The sequence below is a fragment of the Deminuibacter soli genome, assembly GCF_003412455.1.
GTDB classification, from domain to species: Bacteria; Bacteroidota; Bacteroidia; order Chitinophagales; family Chitinophagaceae; genus Deminuibacter; species Deminuibacter soli.
The window spans coordinates 346,790-365,523 of record NZ_QTJU01000001.1; the positions used below are offsets into that span (position 1 = coordinate 346,790).

Sequence of the window (18,734 nt, forward strand, 5' to 3'; positions counted from 1 at the left end):
CAATATTTTTCTGGTTTAAAAGGCAAAGCAGGAGCAGCCCAGTGCGCCCCAGAATGCCGTGTAATTGGTTACAGGCACAGTACTGCGGCGTGCTTTGTCGTGATCGTGCCCATGCACACCACAACTGCCGGTGCAATGATGCACATGCGAAAACAGGTTGCCTGTTAACGCACCATCGTGTTGCTGTGCAGCCTGATGCCCTGCCTGTTGTATGGATGTGGTACAATAACCGTTGTAGATATTGGCAGGCGACCAATCGGGCAATACAGGAATGGAAGGTGGTGCAAAGCCGGTGAATGCTCCTTTTGCATACACAATTCTTCCACCCACAATGGTAAGCTCTGCTTCAATGTTTTTGATGTCTGCCTCATCAACGGTAAAGTAATCGGCATTCAGCACGGTAAGATCGGCCAGCATGCCCGATTTCACCGATCCTTTTTGATGCTGCTCATCAGAAAACCAGGCACTGCCACGGGTGTACAGTTCCAGTGCAGTTTCACGGCTAAGGCGGGTGTTTTCGTTGTACAGCTCCAGGCCGCCTACTGTTTTGCCTGCAGTTAACCAGTACAAACCTACCCATGGGTTATAAGTAGATACACGTGTGGCATCTGTACCGCCGCCTACAGGCACTTCCATTTCCAGCATTTTGCGCACAGGCGGTGTGTGCGCCGCTGCAGCTGCACCGTAGCGTTCGGTAAAATATTCACCCTGGAATGCCATGCGCGACTGAATTGCGATACCGCCGCCAAGGGCCTTTACGCGTTCAATGTTTCTTTCATCGATGGTTTCTGCATGGTCGATGATAAAATGCAGGCCATCAAAAGGCATATCCCTGTTTACTTTTTCAAACACGTTGAGAAAGCGGGTAATGCTTTCGTTATAGGTAGCATGCATGCGAAAAGGCCACCTGTTTTCAACCAGCAAACGAACCACTGTCTCCAGCTCGGCCTCCATATTTTCGTGCAGTTCAGGACGGGGTTGTACAAAATCTTCAAAGTCAGCAGCAGAGAATACCAGCATTTCACCGGCACCATTGTGGCGGTACATTTCATCGCCCTGGTGTAATGGTACAGATTTTATCCAGCTGGCAAAATCTTCTTTCTCCTGTTTGGGGTGTTGTGTAAACAGGTTGTAGGCGATACGCACGGTAAGCTGATCCAGTGCACGCAGCTCTTCCACCACTTTATAATCATCGGGGTAATTCTGGAAACCGCCACCTGCATCAATTACGCTGGTTACACCAAAACGGTTCAGCTCTTTCATGAAATGCCGGGTTGAATTGAGCTGGTGTTCGTAAGATAGCCTGGGGCCTTTTGACAGCGTAGCATACAATATCAATGCATTGGGCGAAGCGATTATTAAGCCGGTAGGTTCACCGTTGCTGTTTCGCTCAATAGTACTGCCTGGCGGGGCAGGTGTATCTTTTGTAAAGCCAACCGCACGTAAGGCTGCGCGGTTCAGCAACGCCCTGTCGTACAGGTGCAGGATAAAGACCGGTGTATCCGGCGCAATGGCATTGATTTCATCAAGTGTGGGCAGGCGCTTTTCTGCAAACTGAAACTCGCACCAGCCACCTACTACCCGCACCCACTGCGGCGATGGCGTACGTGCCACCTGCACTTTCAGCATGCGCAAGGCATCGGCCAGTGAGGGCACACCATCCCAGCGCAGTTCAAGGTTATAGTTTAAACCACCCCTGATTAAGTGTGTATGCGAATCGTTCAAACCGGGGATCACCCGCTTTTTTTGCAGGTCAATCATTGTTGTTTCATCACCTGCCAACTGCATTACTGTGGCATCATCTGCAACTGCGATAAACCGGCCGTTCTTAATAGCCACAGCCGTGGCTACAGGATTATTCCTGTCTACCGTATGAACCTGTCCGTTGTATAAAATAGTCTCTGCTTTCATACCGTTTGCCGTTGTGTTAAGAAAATCAGTTATTGTAAGATGCGATCACTTCTTTCAAAGCCTCGCCGGACGGCGCGAAAAACGCAGGTCCTGCGAGCAGGGTAATTCTCGTCAATGGCTTAAAGAAATCCATGTTATTCTTTTGCAGGAACACTTGTGTGCGGTAGGCATCCATAGCGCCTTTCAATACATTTTGGGCAACCGTTGCAGTAGGTGAATCTATACCTGCATCTTTCAGATCGCTTGCATGCGCATAAGACGATACACCCAAACGCAATGCTTCGCGCATGCCGATGCTGCCCACCGTATACATGATATCTGCAGAGAATTTATTGCGGTCGCCCAGGCCTATCAGCAGCAGTTGTTTGGCAGCGATGGAACCTTTGGCAGGCGTTAACAATAACGTTTCATAAGCATGACCGCTAAACTTACCGCTCCTGCGCAATTCGGTGATAATGCCGTTTAAAGCCTTATCCAGGTGCAGCATGCCATTAAGCTGTGCAGGCAATGCAGGCGGGTTGGTAAAATCACCTTCCGTATATTCAAATACGCAGGCAACCTGCAAGGGTGTTATTTCTGCAGCAGGGCCCTGCACCATGGCTTCTACTTCAATGCCATCTATTTTACCGATGATAGCCGATGTGCCCGCTGCAGGAAGTTTGGCTGCAGTTTGCTGCGCTGTGGCACCCTGCATTATCAATACCGCAGCAGCAATCAATACCATGCGGCCGGCTGCTTGTAGGATCATTGTTTTCATATACTGTTGAATTGTGTGTTGATTACACTGGTTAAAACTTAAATGCCAGCTGCGCGTTTACAAAAGAAGAATTGACGGCAGGCTGAATTTTATCGTGAATAAATGCGCCTGTTTTAAAGAACTGCCCGCCACAGGTGAATACCATGTACTTGCTGAATGCATAGCTGGCATTTAACAGGTAGGCAGTACCGATATACCGTTTATCTGAACCTTCACCAGCAAGGTTGAAAGTACCGCTGGGGCGGTAAATGCCATCCATTAACGAGTAACGCCAGTTGATGACCACATCGGCCTGCATGGTGAGTTTGCCGGTAAACGCAGCAGTAACATAAGGATGAAGGTCGATTAAGTTGGCAGGGCCAATACGCGGGTTAAAGCCGAAGTAACCACCTTTCGGGTACAGGGGATTGAATGTTTGCAAGCTGCCATCGCCCGGCCGCTTGTCGCCTGAAATATAATCGTTGCGCAGGTTTACAGAAGGCGTAAATTTTACATGATCAAACCGGTAGCCTATATCAATGGCGGCAGTCCACGCATTGATATTCCCTTTGTTAAAAGAACCAAACTGGTATGCACCTTCCACATTATAAATAAATCCGCCGCCATATTTCCAGTAACGGGCAGCAATGGTATGCCTTACCTCTTTCCCTTCCCCTTCTTCAAACACAGCGTTATCGCGGCGTATACCCAGGTAGGTGAAATCAATATTGCCCGAAGCAGGTATAACCAGGTGCGAATACACACCCCACAGGTTGGCCTGGTGCGTGGGTTTATTGTCAAAGAAACCGGTGTTCACCTTATCATCCATCATTACAAAACCATCTACTGCCAGTGAAGGTGTGGTATACATAATTTTACCGCCGGTAAAATATTGCCGTACATTGGGGCCTTCCCTTACTGATATCAACCGACCGGTGCCATAATCCAGCTCTTGCCTGCCCAGGCGTACGGTAAGCTGCTGCCTGCCCTGCTGCCATGCAATTACATCTGCAAACAGGTTCTGTATGTTCATCTTGTCTTCATCAATCGGCCTCGGGGCATCTTTACTGCCGCTTTCCAATGCACTCCGCAGTTGTGTAAACAGGCGTACACGATTGCCCAGGTGCACATCAGCATGCAGGTCGTAGCGTTGCAGCAGGTAGTGGTTATCGCCTTCACCAAACTCATTCCAGTCGGCATTGTGCGTATACACCATTTCATACCTTGCTTCGCCGCCTATTGAGGCATATATTTTTTTATCTGCCGTGAACGGGATAAACTTGATGTGGTTATACCAGCCGGGTGAAGTATCATTTTTAAGATAAGTATAATCTTCATCATAGCGCATCAGTTTAAACTTCTGTGCGTTTGCCGGCTGCATTGCCAACACTGACACAAAAACATACACCAGGAAAAACAGGAACGGATATTTCATAACCGGGTTAAGGTAAAAAATTAATGAGCCAGCATATTGTGTGCGTATTGAATACCGATGCCATATGCGCCACCAAAGCGTTTCATTAAATCGGTAACGGCAACATAAGTTTCCTTGCGTGCCCAGTCACGCTGCAATTCCAGCAGGTATTGAATAGAAGTCATGGGTTGCGCACCCGCCTGTATCATACGTTCAACAGCACGTTCATGCGCTTCTTTGCTAACATCGCCGCAGGCATCGGTGATGATATATACTTCATAACCTTCAGCCAGTGCACACAGTGCAGGCCCAACAATGCACACACCTGTCCACAAACCTGCCAGCACCAGTTTCTTTTTACCGGTGCCGGTAATTGCCTTGTAAGCCGGTTCATCTTCCCAGGTATTCATTGATGTGCGGTCGATATAGTTAGCGGCAGCCTGCGGATATACAGCTTCAATTTCAGGAAAAACCGGTCCGCTAAAAGTGCGTTCAGCAACAGTTGTTACAATCGTTGGCACATTGAAAATGCGCGATGCACCTGTAACAACAGCAGTATTGGTACGCAGCAGGGCAATATCAATACTATTTACAGCAAAAGCCATCTGGCTTTCAAAATCAATTAATACCAGCGCATGATTTGTCGGGCTCAGCAATTTGGGAGCAATAGTCATATATGTAAATTTTAGGGATTACGCACAGGGCATGCGGTGAACAGGCAATTGTTCTATTAATTGCAAAGCTAGTTGCACCATGCACCGCTGCCAATGCACAGATAGGGCTAACAGTTACACAAATGAAGAATGCATTAAGAACAAGGTGGAGTTAGACAACAGTGCAGCAAATAGCAACGGCTGAATGCAACTGCCTGGCAGCAGTACATTCAGCCGTTGAATAAAATGAGGATGCGCTTTTACTGACCTGCGTTTAATATAAGCGTATTGGCCATGGTTATTTCATCCTGGTTAATGGTATGCCCCATGTTGGCATATACTTTCTCTGTAACAGCCGCGCCCATTTCGTTAAGTATATTGGCAGTGGCATATACCCTTTCAACAGGCACATGAAAATCAGGATCTGAAGTACCTATAAACACAGGTGTTTGCGCAAAATCACCTTTATAATGATCGCGGTAAATTTTATCGCCGATAAGGCCGCCGGTAAAAGCAATAACACCACCGTAACGCGTGGCGTTGCGTGTAATAAATTCGAGCGCCAGGCAAGCCCCCTGCGAAAACCCCAGGAAATACATATCCTGTTTGCGGATGCCTTTGGTTTCAAAATCAGCTACCAGTGCATGCAGCATTGTTAAGGCATCGGACAATGCAGGTTCGTTTTGTTCGGGTGGCGCAAGAAATGACCTGGGGTACCAGCTGCCGCCGGTTGCCTGTGGGGCTGCCAGTGCAAATTCGTTTACATCAAGATAAGTAGCCAGGGAAAGAATGTCTTCTGCAGAGCTGCCCCTGCCATGTAACATGATCAAAACCTTTCCATTCTTTTTAATGCCTGCGCCTGCGAATAGTATATTTTCTTCGTGCATAACTGTTCTGTTACATAAGTGAATAAAAGTGTGGTGCTAGTGCAGCGAAGGCAGCATTTTTTCAATTTCCGCCCTGCCCGGCTCGTATTGTTTCGGCAATTTAAGACTGCTGCCCAATTGATCCAGGGGTTCATCAACCGTGAAACCCGGATTATCCGTGGCAATTTCAAACAATACACCACCGGCTTCCCGGAAATACAGGGAATAAAAATAATCGCGGTTAATTTTCGGTGTTACCTGGAAGCCCAGGCTTGACAGTTTATCATGAAAAGCCATCTGCACCGTTTCGTCAGCCACCCTGAAAGCCACATGGTGATTGGTGCCTGCAGCATTTCTCCCGGGCTTGCCTGATGGCTCTTCTATCAAATCAACAATAGCTGCTTCAGCTACTGCATTGGTTGCAAAACGGTACCGGCTGCCTTCCTGCGAAACAAAATGATAGCCGAACACATCAGTGAGCAAACGTGCTGTAGCCTCGACAGACTGCAATGTCAGCGACACACTGTGAAAGCCTGTAGCAGCAGCTTCCGGCCTTACATCGGCCCCTGCCCAGGGCGTTCTGCTGTCTGCATTGGCAGGAACCAGCAGACTGATGTGTAAGCCATCGGGATCAGTAAAAGGCAAACAGGCTTCACCAAAACGGGTTGTTTCTTCGCCTGTATTTACATGCAGTTGTTTAAACCGTTGTTTCCAGTAATCCAGGCTGCCGGCAGGCACTGCATAACCTATTTCTGTGGCCATGCCTGTACCTGTGTGTCCCTTACCAATACCTTCCCATGGAAAAAAGGTGAGAATGGTACCCGGTGCACCCTGCTCATTGCCGTAATAAAAATGGTAAGTGCCGGGATCATCAAAGTTCACCGTTTTCTTTACCATGCGCAACCCCATTATCCTTGTATAAAAATCATAGTTCACACGGGCATTATCGGCAATTGCAGTAATATGATGCAATCCCAGAATTGTATTTTCCATTCCTTTCTTTTTTTGATGGTAAAGTAGAGAGAATTGCGGTGTAATGCAACAGGCTTATTTGTATACCTGCTTTATATCGAGCTTGCGCATTTTGGAATACAATGTTTGCGCAGGAAGGTTCAGCATTTCGGCCGCACCACCCGGACCAGACACTTTACCGTTACATATTTTAAGCACATATAAAATATGATCCCGCTCCATTTCCTCGAGCGTTTTTACCCGCCCGTTTTCACCGGTAGCAATTGCCGCAACTGTACAGGAGGCAAGATCGAACCATGCTACAGGCTTGTCGCCTGCCAGTAAAAGGCTGCGTTCGATAAGATGTTCCAGCTCGCGGATATTACCCGGCCATGCATATTGTTTCAGTTGCGCCAGCCCGGCAGCACTGATGGTGTTAACAGGCCTGCCCATTTTTTTTGCATACAACGATAAAAAATAATCAGCCAGCAATGTGATGTCTTCTATTCTGTCGCGCAGTGGCGGCAATTGCAGGCGAAACACATTTAGCCGGTAGTATAAATCAAGCCTGAAGCGCTTTTCGGCTACTTCTTTTTCGAGATTGCGGTTGGTGGCAGCGATAATACGTACATCAATTTTAAACGGCTGATCGCCGCCGATACGCTCGATTTCCTTTTCCTGCAATACTCTTAACAACCTGGACTGCGCCTCCAGCGGCAGCTCACCAATTTCATCAAGAAAGATAGTGCCGCCATTGGCCTGTTCAAATTTACCCGTACGCCTGCCTGTTGCCCCGGTAAACGCTCCGCGCTCATGGCCAAACAATTCCGATTCAATCAATGATGGCGGCAAGGCTGCACAGTTGATGGTGATCATGGGCTTCTTACTTCTTTCCGATAAATCATGAATGGCATGCGCCACTTTTTCTTTGCCGGTACCGCTTTCGCCCAGTATCAGCACTGCAGTATCTACCGGCGCAATCAGCCGTATATTCCGGATAACCTCTTTTAACTGTGCGCTGCTTCCTACAATGCCATCAACTGCAGCAACAGCCTGTGCTGCGTTTTTCTGTTGCTGCCTGCCCATTTCCACACCATACCTGTGGCGGGCAATATCAAGCATCACCATCAGGTCCCGTTCACGAAAAGGTTTTACCAGGAAGCCGTATGGCTGTGTTGCTTTTGCAGCTTCGAGTGTAGACTGGTTGGTATTGGCAGATATAAACAGGAACGGGATCTGCATTTTAAACAGGTCGGCTGCCAGATCGATCCCTGTTTGTGTTCCTTTCAAAACAATATCCAGCAGCACCCAATCGGGCCGTTTTATTTCAATAAGCCCCTTCGCCTGCTCTACCGATGCGGCAATGCCGCACACTTCATGACCTGCACGTTTCAGCATAATACGCAGGTCATTGGCCACAATAAACTCATCTTCTACAATCAGTATTTTTTCCTTCATACTTAAAGGAGATTTAGCTGCTTTTTCTTTACACATTTTACACCATCACCGGTTCGCAGGTGGTTGCAAAACTGACATATATTTTCAATCCTTCCGGTTTATTTTCAATACGCAGCTGTCCGTCCAGCTGTTCGCTCAAACCCTTTATCAGGCTCATACCCAGTGATTCATTGTCACACAGTTCAAAATCCTGCGGCAGCCCTACCCCGTCATCTTCCACCACCAGCATACAGGTATCATCCCGCTTCGTGAAATAAACATGCACGGTTCCCCTGCCTGTACCCGGAAATGCATATTTCAATACATTGCTGACGGCTTCGTTGAGTATTAAACCCAATGGCACCGCCTGCACCACATTAAGCGCCACCTGCTCAGTATGCAAGGCAAAGTTCACGGCACAATCTTCATCCAGCGATTCAATCATATAATCTACCAGCGCATGAATGTACCAGTTCATATCAATTGTAGACAGGCTGTCTGACTGGTACAGGCGCTGATGAATAAGCGACATGGTATACATTCTGTGCTGGCTGGCATGAATGGCAGACAATGCATCTTTGTTATCCAGGTAAGCAGATTGTGTGTTTAACAAACTAATCACTATCTGCAGGTTATTCTTCACCCTGTGATGCACTTCCCTTACCAGCCATTCTCTTTCTTCCAGCAGCTTTTTCATTGCCGCCTGCTGGCTATCGATCTCGTTTTGCTTCTGCTGCAACTGCAGCCGGCTTATTTGTTTAATGCGGTACCGGCAGTACCCCAATGCCAGCAAAAAAAACAGCGCCATAACACTGCCGGTGTACATATAGCCAATTATGTTTTCGTTGAGCAGCACCATACATCAACCTGCAATTTGTACAACCGGTGTTTTAACAAACCGGCTTGGGTTACAAGAACACTGTTTTTCAACAACCAGGAAGTGTTGTATAACATGCGGCCGCAACACCAGCCGCCCGGGCAGTTCGGCATACAGGCATACAGTAACAGGCATCATTCGCCGGGCAGCAATTATTTTCATGTGTAAGATAATGAAAAAAACAGCAGCCAAGTATAATGCCATCCAAGCAATAATCTGATTATCAAATAATTACAAATCGGCTTCTAAAAAAGACACCTGCGATATTTCGTTATTTTATGATGGCAGTTATGATAAAGTATACGGGCAGATGATCAGGCATGGGCCATTTTAAAAGGCAGCAAATGATCAATCCACTGTGCGGCGAGGGCTTCTACATAGTCGGTAAATGAATCGATACCTGCTACAAGATGAAAGGTGCAGGCAGGCTGACCGGGCAGTTCGGTTGCATTCATATGCACATGATCATGCGCAAACAACAGCACCTGGCGGCTGATAATATCATAACACATAAAGGCGCCCCCATTGGCCTCTTCGGTAAAACAAATGAGGTTGTTTACAGGCATTGGAGCAATGTGTTCTTCTTCGCAGAGATTGAAATAATAATCACGCCATGGTGAACCAAACCAGTTGCTGCTGGATTTGGTGAAGAGAAATTGATGATTTTCGGTTAACGCATTGTCGGGCCCGTTGTATGATTTAACAATACCACCGAGGCTGTCAACCAGCAACTGGTGCTCCCATAACACCGGCAGGGAAGACACATCCGGTGTTTCCTGTTTGCACAACCAGCCGCAGCTGGCGCCATCCCGGTCGGTCCACGAAAACAGGCGGTAACTGTTTTCATTGATTTTGATATGCAGCACACGGGCTCTTTGAATAAGACTGCAAAGCGCGGGAAAATATTCACAGAAGGAAGCGCGCACATGCGGGGTATCTTCAGTGACAACTACCTCATCTGCCGGTTGTACAAAGTATAGAATATTGCTTTTAAACGCTTCAAAGTCTTCAAACAGGGGTGCTGCCATTGCGCAAAAATAGGTGTTATCAAAACAAAACCCTGCGCACAATCGTGGCAGGGCCGTATTATCGCTTATGCATCTATCAATTACACCCAGGCTTCCCAATAAGTCCTTCCCGGGCCGCCTGCACCGGTTGGATCAATGTCAAAAAAGGCAGGAATAATTTCTGCAGTTTCTTTGTGTGCGCGCTGCTCCAGGAAATAAGTAATACATTCAAGCAGCTTGGGAAAGGAGGAGAATATAATTTCACTCAGCCCTTCGGGCGGGTTGCCTTCTTCCTGATCGTATATGCGGATAGGAAATTCATTACCAGGCACTAGTGTGCGCCCGTCAAATACCAGCGGACCTGCATCGTTGCCTTCTTCACCAAAAGGATATAGTTTTTCGGCTATCAGCTCGCGGCCAATTTCCCAGTCAAAATTCACGATCAGTTCTTTCAATGGCTGCGCGGGGTTGGATTCGGGCAGGCGGATGATGCCGCAATCGCCATCGAGAAAATAAAATGACCGGTGCCATTCAATAAAACTCGGGGGCAGGGTTACACCGAAACGCTTTTCCAGGTTTTCATAATCTGTCATTGTTAAAGTGCCGGGTATGGGCTGCCATTTTACCCAGCCATCTTCACTGGGAGCAGAAGTAATCATTGCCGCCGGAAGTGTTTTGCGATAAGGAACCGTTGCCTGAGAAAACTTCATATATGCGTCAAAATAAGCCTTCGCCATTGTGTAATTTTCAGTCAATATAACGAAACCCTTAAAATTTGCATGCTAAAAAATAGTGATGATTTTACGAATGCCGCCTGTGTAAAAGAATAACAGGCATTGGAAGCTGTTCAGTAATTTACCGGCTTTTATAACAGGATCGCATGAACACCAGTTATACCATTGTTCCATTACGTAGCGAACCGGGCATTATTGCTGCATTGGCAGCCATGATTATTGAAACCGTGGCCCATGGCGGATCGGTAAGTTTTATGCATCCCTTACCCGAAGACATGGCTATTGCTTTCTGGACAAAATCGCTTGAGGCTGCAGATCGCGGGGAAAGGATTGTATTGGGCGCTTATGAAGGCGATACACTCGTTGGCACCGTTACCTTGTTGCTCGATTGCCCGCCCAACCAGCCCCACCGCGGCGAAATAGCCAAAATGATGACACGTGTACCTTATCGCGGCCAGGGCATTGCCCGTGCACTGATGCAGGCAGCAGAACAGTTGGCCGTTAAATATGGCCGTACCCTTTTAACCCTCGATACTGCTGAAGACGAAGGAGCAGCAGGCCTGTACGAGAAACTGGGGTTTGAACGCGCAGGCGTGATTCCAGGTTTTGCACTGAAACCCTATGGCGGACTTACCGGGACAATTATTTATTACAAACGCATAACGCCCGAAACCAATGAGGGACACTGATTTCAGGCGTTATTGTTTTATAAACGCTTAAAGTTGTAAAGCTATTACCAGCTTTTTTTGTAGCCGTTACCAGAGCTCTGTTCTTTAGGTCTTGCTTCGGTTACTTTCAACGGCCTGCCGTCTACATCACCACCATCTAATTCACTGATGGCTTTTTTGGCAGCCGCGTCATCCGGCATTTCTACAAAGCCGAAGCCCCTTGATTTACCGGTAAATTTGTCGTTGATTACCTTGGCAGAAGATACTTCACCATAAGCTGTAAAAAAGCTTTTCAGGTCTTCATCCTGCACATTATAGCCAAGGTTGGATACGTAAATGTTCATATTTGATTTTTATACTGTTATTAATTATTTATACTGAAAAATGCGGGCGTAGGAACTAATTAAAACGCAGATGCCGTGCTGAATTAAATTAACGAGCGCTGACGCGAAATTCAAATTGGGACACTAAAGGTATCGGTTATCCCAGTAATATCCTAGTGTTTGTTATAAAATAGGTAAGCTGAATAATTAAGGCTACCTTTAAATTCACTTAGCTGAGTGCAAACCAATTTATCATCCAGTAAATCCCCCCGGTTAACGCTCTAAACTCCTGATTTATTTAACAGATTCAGTTCAGCTAAGCCAGAAACATCTAACGAACGGTTATGACAATTAACGAGCTTTACAACGCATTACACAGCAGGTTATTTTATGAAAAGAACAGTCTAAAGCGCTACCGCTTTCAGGGAAACTCACTGTTTATTGACAGGAAAGCATTCATCCCTTTCACTATTTACCTCGAAAACAACTGTGTTTATTTATCGGCCTTGTTGTGTGAAAACGAACAACATTTTAAAGTAGTGATCGATGATTACACAGCCAATATCTATTTCTACGGAAAACAGAGCGGCCAGCCATTGCTGATACTCGAATAACCCGCCGTTATTTGCCAACCACCGGTTCTGCCTGTGCCAGGCGAAGCCGCTGAAACTCAGCACCACTGAATATTTTAGCCAGGTCAAGGTCGCCCGAGAGTTTCCACTGGTCTATGTTTTTATGCGAAACAATACGCCAGAAATTTTTTGATTCCAGGTCAGCGTAATCGTTTCCCTTTATAAACAAGCCACTCATCGCTACCCGCTTCTTGAAGTCAATTCTGATTTCCTTACCGTTGTTTTCACCGCGTGAGAGAAACTTTACAATTTCTTCTGTATTCATAATTATTGTTATTTAACCGTTTTGGCCAATTAAGCCTTGTAACATACTGCATTAATATTCATACCTGCACCTACTGATGCAAACACCAGCAAATCGCCTTTATGGATATGATGCCCCGGTAATTCTCCCTTGCAAACCATATCGAACAGGGTTGGAATGGTAGCAACAGAACTGTTTCCCAGGCAATGAATGTTCATGGGCATAATATCAGCCAGATCTGCTTCCAGATCATATAACTTATATAATTCATTAATGATTGCAGCATCCATTTTCTCATTCGCCTGATGTATAAAGATCTTTTTTACTTCAGTGATGTCGATATTGCAATTCGTCAGGCATTGTTTAATAGCAGCAGGCACATATTTCACTGCAAACTCATATACTTTCCTGCCACGCATTTTAATGTACTGCGTGCACTGGTTATTGTTACTGAAATTAGATGATGCCATGTTAATGTAATTCAGTTCACCGGCTGTGAAAGATTGCACGCTGGCACCTAAAAAACCATACACTTCGGCCACATCGCGGTATTCTTTTGCTTCAACAACCACGGCCCCTGCGCCATCACTGAAAATCATGCTGTCCCTGTCGTACACATCAATTACGCGACTTAGGGTTTCGGTACCAATTACCAGGCATTTCTTTGCCATCCCGCTTTGAATAAAGGCATTTGCCTGTATAACCCCCTGCAACCATCCCGGACAACCGAACAATAAATCGTAGGGTATACAACCTGCATTCCTGATACCTAGCTGGTGTTTTACCCGCGAAGCAATAGCCGGCACAGCACTTGACGAAGTGCTTTCAATGCCTATATCACCAAAATTATGCGCAACAATAATCTGGTCAATCGTCTCAGCATCAATGCCTGCGCTTTCAATGGCGCGTAACGCTGCCATAGACGCCATACCAGATGCATCCATATCATGTGAGGCATACCTGCGTTCCCTTATCCCGGTTATCTGCTCAAATTTCTGGACAATGATTTCTCCGGATTGTTGAATTTGCTGGCCCTGGTCATCATAGAAATCCTGTGCGGTGAAGTCTTTGTTGGCTTTTTTAAGAAGAGGGATATAACTGCCTGTTCCTGTAATAACAGCGTGAACTTTATTCAATAGTAACGATTGATGCCATAACCTGAATGTATAATGGCAATTGAAGATAGTGCATTATTGTCGTAACCGCCCGTTTATTTGAGGAACGCCCCGGCAACAGCCATAGTATTGTTAATGTGTAATATTAGTCGCGATTTAATTGTATCTTGACATACATGATTGCTGTCAGCTCAACTTTATTATTTCCTGCATTATAAAAACACCGGCTGCAAAGCATGCATTGCTCAATATCAACTCAATAATATGCGTATTTATTATCAATGTGAAACATCCGGCGGTGAAGAAGATGATGTTAAACGCATAACATTGCTCGAAAAAACGAAACGCTTTCTTGCTATTCAACTAAAAAGTCTCGAAAAGGAAATGAATGAAGAAGAAGGCACCATTGTAATCACCGGTCATGGTACCAGCCATAAAATAGATGTCAGGAACTTTACGGTAGAGCTGAACCAGAAAATCACGGCTATCCTCAACGGACTTGATTTTACGCAGGTGGCGAACAGCTGACGCCTGTTGTTTGCAATACATCCTCATCAATGCTTACCGCTCCGTTCAGCAGCCCAGGTATAAGCCATGCACGCAATCCGGCAAGTGATTGGTTTTGCTTAAGATTCAGGAAATACTTTTCACACATTGCATTTACCGTAGCATCAAACTGCTGTAGCAATTGTTTGGGAGGAGCGACAATTAAAAGCTGCCGTATTTTATCCTGCGAAAGATTGTCTCTTGCAGAACCCGAACTTAAGTAAACGAGGTGCTGATACATGCCATCCAGCATGTACCGGATATAATGCCGCCACTCTTTTTCATAAGGCATAATGGCACATACAGCCTGGTTGGTTGTTGCAGCTATTTTCAGGTAACTTACTTTACCGGCAGTAGCACCATACATGGCAACAAGAACCGATTCTGCAGGAAACAGCTTTGCATTACTGTTTTTCATTCCAAGCGCTGTAATATAATTTTCAGCTGCAATAATCACCGGCTTATTCAGCTCACCGCTGTTAATCCACGGGATGTCCCCCTGCGCATAATAGGCCGCATTGGTTGATGCAGGCGTTCCGCCGGAGCCTGTTGCAGCAACATCGGCGATCGTTTTTACTTCCCATCCTTCCGGTATCATTTTTTTCAAGGCTGCATTGTACACCATTTTACCGCCTGAAGCGGCATAAGGTTCGCCTGCTTTCCCGGGAAAATCAAACTGAACAAACCAGTAATTATAAATTGTTTTAACCAGGGCATCCAGCCTTGCATTGATATCGTGGTTAAGCGCTATTTTAGTTTCTAAAGAAGATAAAAGATGTGCGATTGCTTTCGCTGCAGGCAGATCAGGTACCACGCATTCAAAATCCATTAGCTGGTCTCTTGTTATGCCGGGAAACACTGATCCCAGGGTGCCGCGCAGTAAATCTTTTAAATGGTATTCCAGCAAAGCCTTCACAAAAGGTGCCAGCGCCCGGCCATTTTTGTGGGAGATGGCAGCCAATCCGCGGCCAATAGCATAATGGGTGTCTGCAATGTTTATTCTGCCGGCAGTAGAGCCGCGTACGCAAAAAAGAATATCTCCCTGCATTGCAAAACGCTTTCCATTGGTGGTAAACTGTACAGGCTCCGGATGCCTGCCGGTAAATTCCGCAGGCCCGTTCAGCAGCGGCACGCCTGCTCCTTCCTGGTTTACAAACACCGCCTCGGGTGATTGCCCCATGCTGATGTTCAAAAAATCTCCGAAAGTGGTTTTGGTTTGTTTATGCATACCTCAACCCCTCCAGCTGTTGTTTAATAGCGCGCTCCAGTTCAGCCGATGCTGCAAATAACCGGTCAATATCCTGTGAAAAATCATTGACGCGCTGCTGAAACGCTGCTGCTGTAATGGGTACATACGCTGTTTTTACATCAAAAAACTGCCCTGCGGCAAACGTGTAATTTTTATTCCTGATGTCAGCTGCGGTAACCACTGCAGAGAAATGCTCCTGTGCCTGTTTTTCGTTCATGGCAGTGATGATGCGTTGCTCTTCTGCAGCGCTTAAAACAGTACGCTGATTTTTGCCATCCTTTACCATGTTACCCAATGCAGATGCATCAACCAATACAATGCCCGCAGCATCAGCATTTTTATCTATGAACAGCACGCTTACATTGGTTCCGGTACTCGCAAACATATTGCCTGGCATACTTACCACACCGCGCAGCATGTTCCGTTCAATCAGTGCCTCGCGTATATTTCTTTCCATGCCTCCCCGCGCAGTAATAAAACCGGTGGGTACTATCACAGCAGCCTTCCCCTTTTCGCTGAGGCTATACATAATATGCTGTATAAACAACAGGTAAATTGCCATCGCTTCCTTCCTGCTTTTCGGCACATTGGGCACACCTGCAAAAAAGCGGTCTTTAAAATTATCATTCAACAGGTTGTTCCTGAAATCAGAGAAGTCTAATTTAAACGGCGGGTTGGAAACAATGTAATCAAACTTCTTATCCAGGTAATAAGGCGCAGCAATGGTATTTGTTTTAACAATATTGGGTATAGAACGGGAAAGATTATTCAGCAGCAGGTTTAAACGCAGCATACCGGCTGCTTTTTGCGAAATATCTTCTGAATAGATGGTACAGTTGTTTTCACCAATGGCATGTGCAATATTCAGCAGCAATGTTCCTGAACCTGCACTTGGATCGTAACAGGTGACGTGCTTCACCGGGCCAGGCACCATAATCGCAGCCATAATACGTGCTGCTGCATGCGGTGTGTAATATTCCGCATACTTGCCACCGCTGTCACTATTGTAATCTTTGATGAGGTATTCGAAAATAGTGGCGAAGAAATCATATGTTTCACCCAACATTTTCTCAAAACTGAATGCCGCTAATCTTGAGATTAAACTCCGGCAGAATGCGTCGCGCTGCGAGGTATCGGCGATAAACAGGCTTAGCTGGTCAAACAGGCTATCTTTTGCGCCGCCGGCCGATGTTATAGAGAACAACCCGGCATTGTGTACACTGATTGCCTGCAGGGTTGCATCAAACAAACTTGCGAAGTTTTCCTGCCCCTGCCTGTTGTATAAATAAGCCACTGTTTCACCGGGCTTCAGTGCGGGTGCCTTACTCCCGATAAGCGCAACCAGGTGTGTAAAATCGTCGGCATGCATTGCCTCCAGCGCTGCCTGAAAATCTTCTGCCTTAGCCAGTGTTTCATCTTGTTTCCTGGCTTCGTAACTAAACTTATCATTTATGTACCTGTACAGAAACAGCTGGGTAATAATTTTAAACTCATTGCCATCATTGCCCAACCCAAAATTCGCGCACACGCTTTTTAAGCTATCAATCAGCTGCTTTGTTTGTGTGATAAAAATGAGGTCTGTCATTTTCTATGATTATTGTAGTGTGCAGGATCTGTATATTACAAATTATCAACGATTTCTGTTGTCATGAAATTAAAAACTAACCGCTTTTGCTCCGCACCTTTTACCGTAACTGCCTGCCTAATTTACCCTGCCTGCCTAATTTCTCCTCCACCTAACTGCAAACATGTACTATTATTAAACTATATCCTTAAATTCCTAAAACAAAACCAAGCGGTCAATGAGAATCCTTTTATTCTTTGCCACAGTATGCATAAGCCTGATGGCTTCAGGGCAAACAGTTGAAGAAACATACCCTCAAACACTCTGGAGCCAGAATGATACTTTTATCATGAAACATAAAGGCCTTTCCACACCATTTTATTTTACTGCCAGCAGAAAAGACAACCGCAGTCCGGGAACAGATGCGGCTATTGATGAATACGCAACTATTTATTACGGGCACGACAGTCTGCGGCTCAACTATAACAACAGAATTCCGTATGCGCACATCATCTATCTTCATTTTGCATCACCCAAGGGAAAGACAACATTCCGTTTTCATTTCAATGAGGTCGCGGGCTATTTCCCTGATGATTATATTAAAAAAAACAGCAACAACGTTCAATATGATATTCCGGAACCTTATGAGTTGGCGAATATTATCTGGACACTTTCACCAAGCGGGGAAAGAGCCCAGGATTTGAATAAAGCGAGTGACTACTATAAACAGGTCGTGGCTTATTTCAAGCCTTATAAAAATCATCCCATCTTTAAAAAGCTGGATTTCCCTGACAGCTTGTATGCCGTTAAATATTACGACTTCAGGGAAAACAGTTTTGCTTTTAACATGAAGGATACTGTACCAGGATCAAAGAATATGCAGTTATTATTCAACGGTCCTTATTACTATGTAAACGGCGATGCTTTAGCTGACAGCAGTTTATTCGGCAACCTGAAGCCGCTTGTGGAAGACTTTGCAGCAAAGTCGAATTTCCGGCAGTTTTATAAAAGCCATTTAAGTTATTACCGGAAAGAGCTTCAGCGGCAAAAAGAGCTGTTGCCTGTTAAGCAAATGTGGCACTGGCTGGAAGATCAATTTCCTGCAACGCAATATAATTCTTATCGCATTGTGTCGTCACCACTTATCGGCGGTTCGCACAGCACACAAAATTATGCCAGCCCTTACAATGGTAAATGGTTCTCTGAAAGTGTGATGTTTATCTGCGGAACAGACAGGTATGATAAGGTACCGGAGCTGACTGAAAAACAAAAAGAAGGATTGATGTCAGGCATTGTATTTACTGAAATAGACCACAACTATATCAATCGCATCAGCAGCAAATACGCCAATCAAATCGATTCTATTTTCGGGCATCGCAGCGTTTGGGCAAAGAGCGGCAATAGTTCAGAGTTTTACTATAGCGCAATGAGCGTATTTAATGAGTATATGACCCATGCTGTTTTCTGCCTATATATACTGGACAATTACGACAAGCAAACTGCGGATCTCGTTATTGACAAGCGCGAGGATTTAATGGTTAATAGGCGCAACTTTATCCGGTTTAAAGAATTTGATAGTGCGCTTATAAAATTGAGACAGGAAAATAAGGCAGTGAAGGTAGTTGATCTGTACACGGCTATATTGCAATGGTGTGCAAAACAGCTTTGATCCTCGTTATAAACATATATCAGTTCCATTCCCAGATTTTGCCATTAATTAAATAATTCATCATTTTCAATTTCTGGCATGTATTCGTGAATGTACTCACGCAAAAAAACGACGACTTTCGCACTTTCGGATCTTTAA

19 protein-coding genes are annotated in these 18,734 nt (G+C 45.6%); 4 read left to right on the forward strand and 15 right to left on the reverse strand.

From position 1 onward, the window contains the following. Positions 1-15: 15 nt before the first annotated feature. The 10 genes from DXN05_RS01400 to DXN05_RS01445 all read right to left on the reverse strand — a co-directional run bounded on the left by DXN05_RS01400 (position 16) and on the right by DXN05_RS01445 (position 10,511). Positions 16-1,911, reverse strand: coding sequence for an amidohydrolase (locus DXN05_RS01400; RefSeq protein WP_116845422.1), 1,896 nt, complete (start codon positions 1,909-1,911; stop codon positions 16-18). Between the two features lie 25 nt (positions 1,912-1,936). Continuing rightward, a complete protein-coding gene (locus DXN05_RS01405) occupies positions 1,937-2,659 on the reverse strand; it encodes a M17 family peptidase N-terminal domain-containing protein (protein ID WP_245975086.1) in 723 nt (240 codons plus the stop codon). A 40-nt stretch (positions 2,660-2,699) separates the two neighbouring features. Continuing rightward, on the reverse strand, positions 2,700-4,082 hold the full coding sequence (locus DXN05_RS01410; RefSeq protein ID WP_116845423.1) for an alginate export family protein: 1,383 nt from the start codon (positions 4,080-4,082) through the stop codon (positions 2,700-2,702). A 20-nt stretch (positions 4,083-4,102) separates the two neighbouring features. Then, positions 4,103-4,735 (reverse strand): hydrolase, encoded by a 633-nt coding sequence (locus DXN05_RS01415; protein ID WP_116845424.1) that lies wholly within the window; start codon positions 4,733-4,735, stop codon positions 4,103-4,105. 239 nt (positions 4,736-4,974) lie between these two features. Next, positions 4,975-5,601: an alpha/beta hydrolase gene (locus DXN05_RS01420; protein ID WP_116845425.1), complete on the reverse strand. Its 627-nt coding sequence runs from the start codon at positions 5,599-5,601 to the stop codon at positions 4,975-4,977. A gap of 36 nt (positions 5,602-5,637) precedes the next feature. Then, positions 5,638-6,573, reverse strand: coding sequence for a ring-cleaving dioxygenase (locus DXN05_RS01425; protein ID WP_116845426.1), 936 nt, complete (start codon positions 6,571-6,573; stop codon positions 5,638-5,640). Positions 6,574-6,627: 54 nt separating this feature from the next. Further along, positions 6,628-7,989, reverse strand: a complete 1,362-nt coding sequence (locus tag DXN05_RS01430) for a sigma-54-dependent transcriptional regulator (RefSeq protein WP_116846352.1) — start codon at positions 7,987-7,989, stop codon at positions 6,628-6,630. Between the two features lie 37 nt (positions 7,990-8,026). Then, positions 8,027-8,827, reverse strand: coding sequence for a sensor histidine kinase (locus DXN05_RS01435; RefSeq protein ID WP_116845427.1), 801 nt, complete (start codon positions 8,825-8,827; stop codon positions 8,027-8,029). 332 nt (positions 8,828-9,159) lie between these two features. Further along, entirely contained in the window at positions 9,160-9,873 is a 714-nt protein-coding gene (locus tag DXN05_RS01440) for a hypothetical protein (protein ID WP_116845428.1), read from the reverse strand. 80 nt (positions 9,874-9,953) lie between these two features. Next, complete coding sequence (locus DXN05_RS01445) at positions 9,954-10,511, reverse strand: hypothetical protein (protein ID WP_147313808.1); 558 nt, start codon at positions 10,509-10,511, stop codon at positions 9,954-9,956. A 221-nt stretch (positions 10,512-10,732) separates the two neighbouring features. Between DXN05_RS01445 and DXN05_RS01450 the strand changes: the two genes are divergently transcribed. Continuing rightward, positions 10,733-11,275: a GNAT family N-acetyltransferase gene (locus DXN05_RS01450; RefSeq protein WP_116845430.1), complete on the forward strand. Its 543-nt coding sequence runs from the start codon at positions 10,733-10,735 to the stop codon at positions 11,273-11,275. Positions 11,276-11,319: 44 nt separating this feature from the next. Here DXN05_RS01450 and DXN05_RS01455 read toward each other — a convergent pair whose 3' ends face one another. Then, the gene (locus DXN05_RS01455) at positions 11,320-11,598 is read right to left on the reverse strand and encodes an RNA recognition motif domain-containing protein (protein ID WP_116845431.1); all 279 of its coding nucleotides are present in this window, start codon (positions 11,596-11,598) and stop codon (positions 11,320-11,322) included. A gap of 323 nt (positions 11,599-11,921) precedes the next feature. Between DXN05_RS01455 and DXN05_RS01460 the strand changes: the two genes are divergently transcribed. After that, the gene (locus DXN05_RS01460) at positions 11,922-12,191 is read left to right on the forward strand and encodes a hypothetical protein (RefSeq protein ID WP_116845432.1); all 270 of its coding nucleotides are present in this window, start codon (positions 11,922-11,924) and stop codon (positions 12,189-12,191) included. Between the two features lie 7 nt (positions 12,192-12,198). Here the strand turns inward: DXN05_RS01460 and DXN05_RS01465 are convergent, their stop codons facing one another. Beyond that, entirely contained in the window at positions 12,199-12,474 is a 276-nt protein-coding gene (locus tag DXN05_RS01465) for a short-chain dehydrogenase (RefSeq protein WP_116845433.1), read from the reverse strand. Between the two features lie 29 nt (positions 12,475-12,503). Further along, positions 12,504-13,589, reverse strand: a complete 1,086-nt coding sequence (locus DXN05_RS01470; protein WP_116845434.1) for a 3-oxoacyl-ACP synthase III family protein — start codon at positions 13,587-13,589, stop codon at positions 12,504-12,506. Positions 13,590-13,832: 243 nt separating this feature from the next. Here DXN05_RS01470 and DXN05_RS01475 point away from each other — a divergent pair, with 243 nt between their 5' ends. Next, entirely contained in the window at positions 13,833-14,096 is a 264-nt protein-coding gene (locus DXN05_RS01475; protein ID WP_116845435.1) for a hypothetical protein, read from the forward strand. Here DXN05_RS01475 and DXN05_RS01480 read toward each other — a convergent pair. Continuing rightward, on the reverse strand, positions 14,074-15,342 hold the full coding sequence (locus DXN05_RS01480) for a restriction endonuclease subunit S (RefSeq protein WP_116845436.1): 1,269 nt from the start codon (positions 15,340-15,342) through the stop codon (positions 14,074-14,076). The two genes, DXN05_RS01475 and DXN05_RS01480, sit on opposite strands and share 23 nt — an antisense overlap. After that, positions 15,335-16,948 (reverse strand): HsdM family class I SAM-dependent methyltransferase, encoded by a 1,614-nt coding sequence (locus DXN05_RS01485; protein ID WP_116845437.1) that lies wholly within the window; start codon positions 16,946-16,948, stop codon positions 15,335-15,337. Before DXN05_RS01485 ends, DXN05_RS01480 begins: the two co-directional genes overlap by 8 nt. Before the next feature lie 259 nt (positions 16,949-17,207). Here DXN05_RS01485 and DXN05_RS01490 point away from each other — a divergent pair, with 259 nt between their 5' ends. Beyond that, positions 17,208-18,596 carry a DUF4932 domain-containing protein gene (locus tag DXN05_RS01490; protein ID WP_158559097.1) on the forward strand — a complete coding sequence of 463 codons (1,389 nt, stop codon included), beginning with the start codon at positions 17,208-17,210 and terminating at the stop codon, positions 18,594-18,596. Positions 18,597-18,734 lie beyond the last annotated feature (138 nt).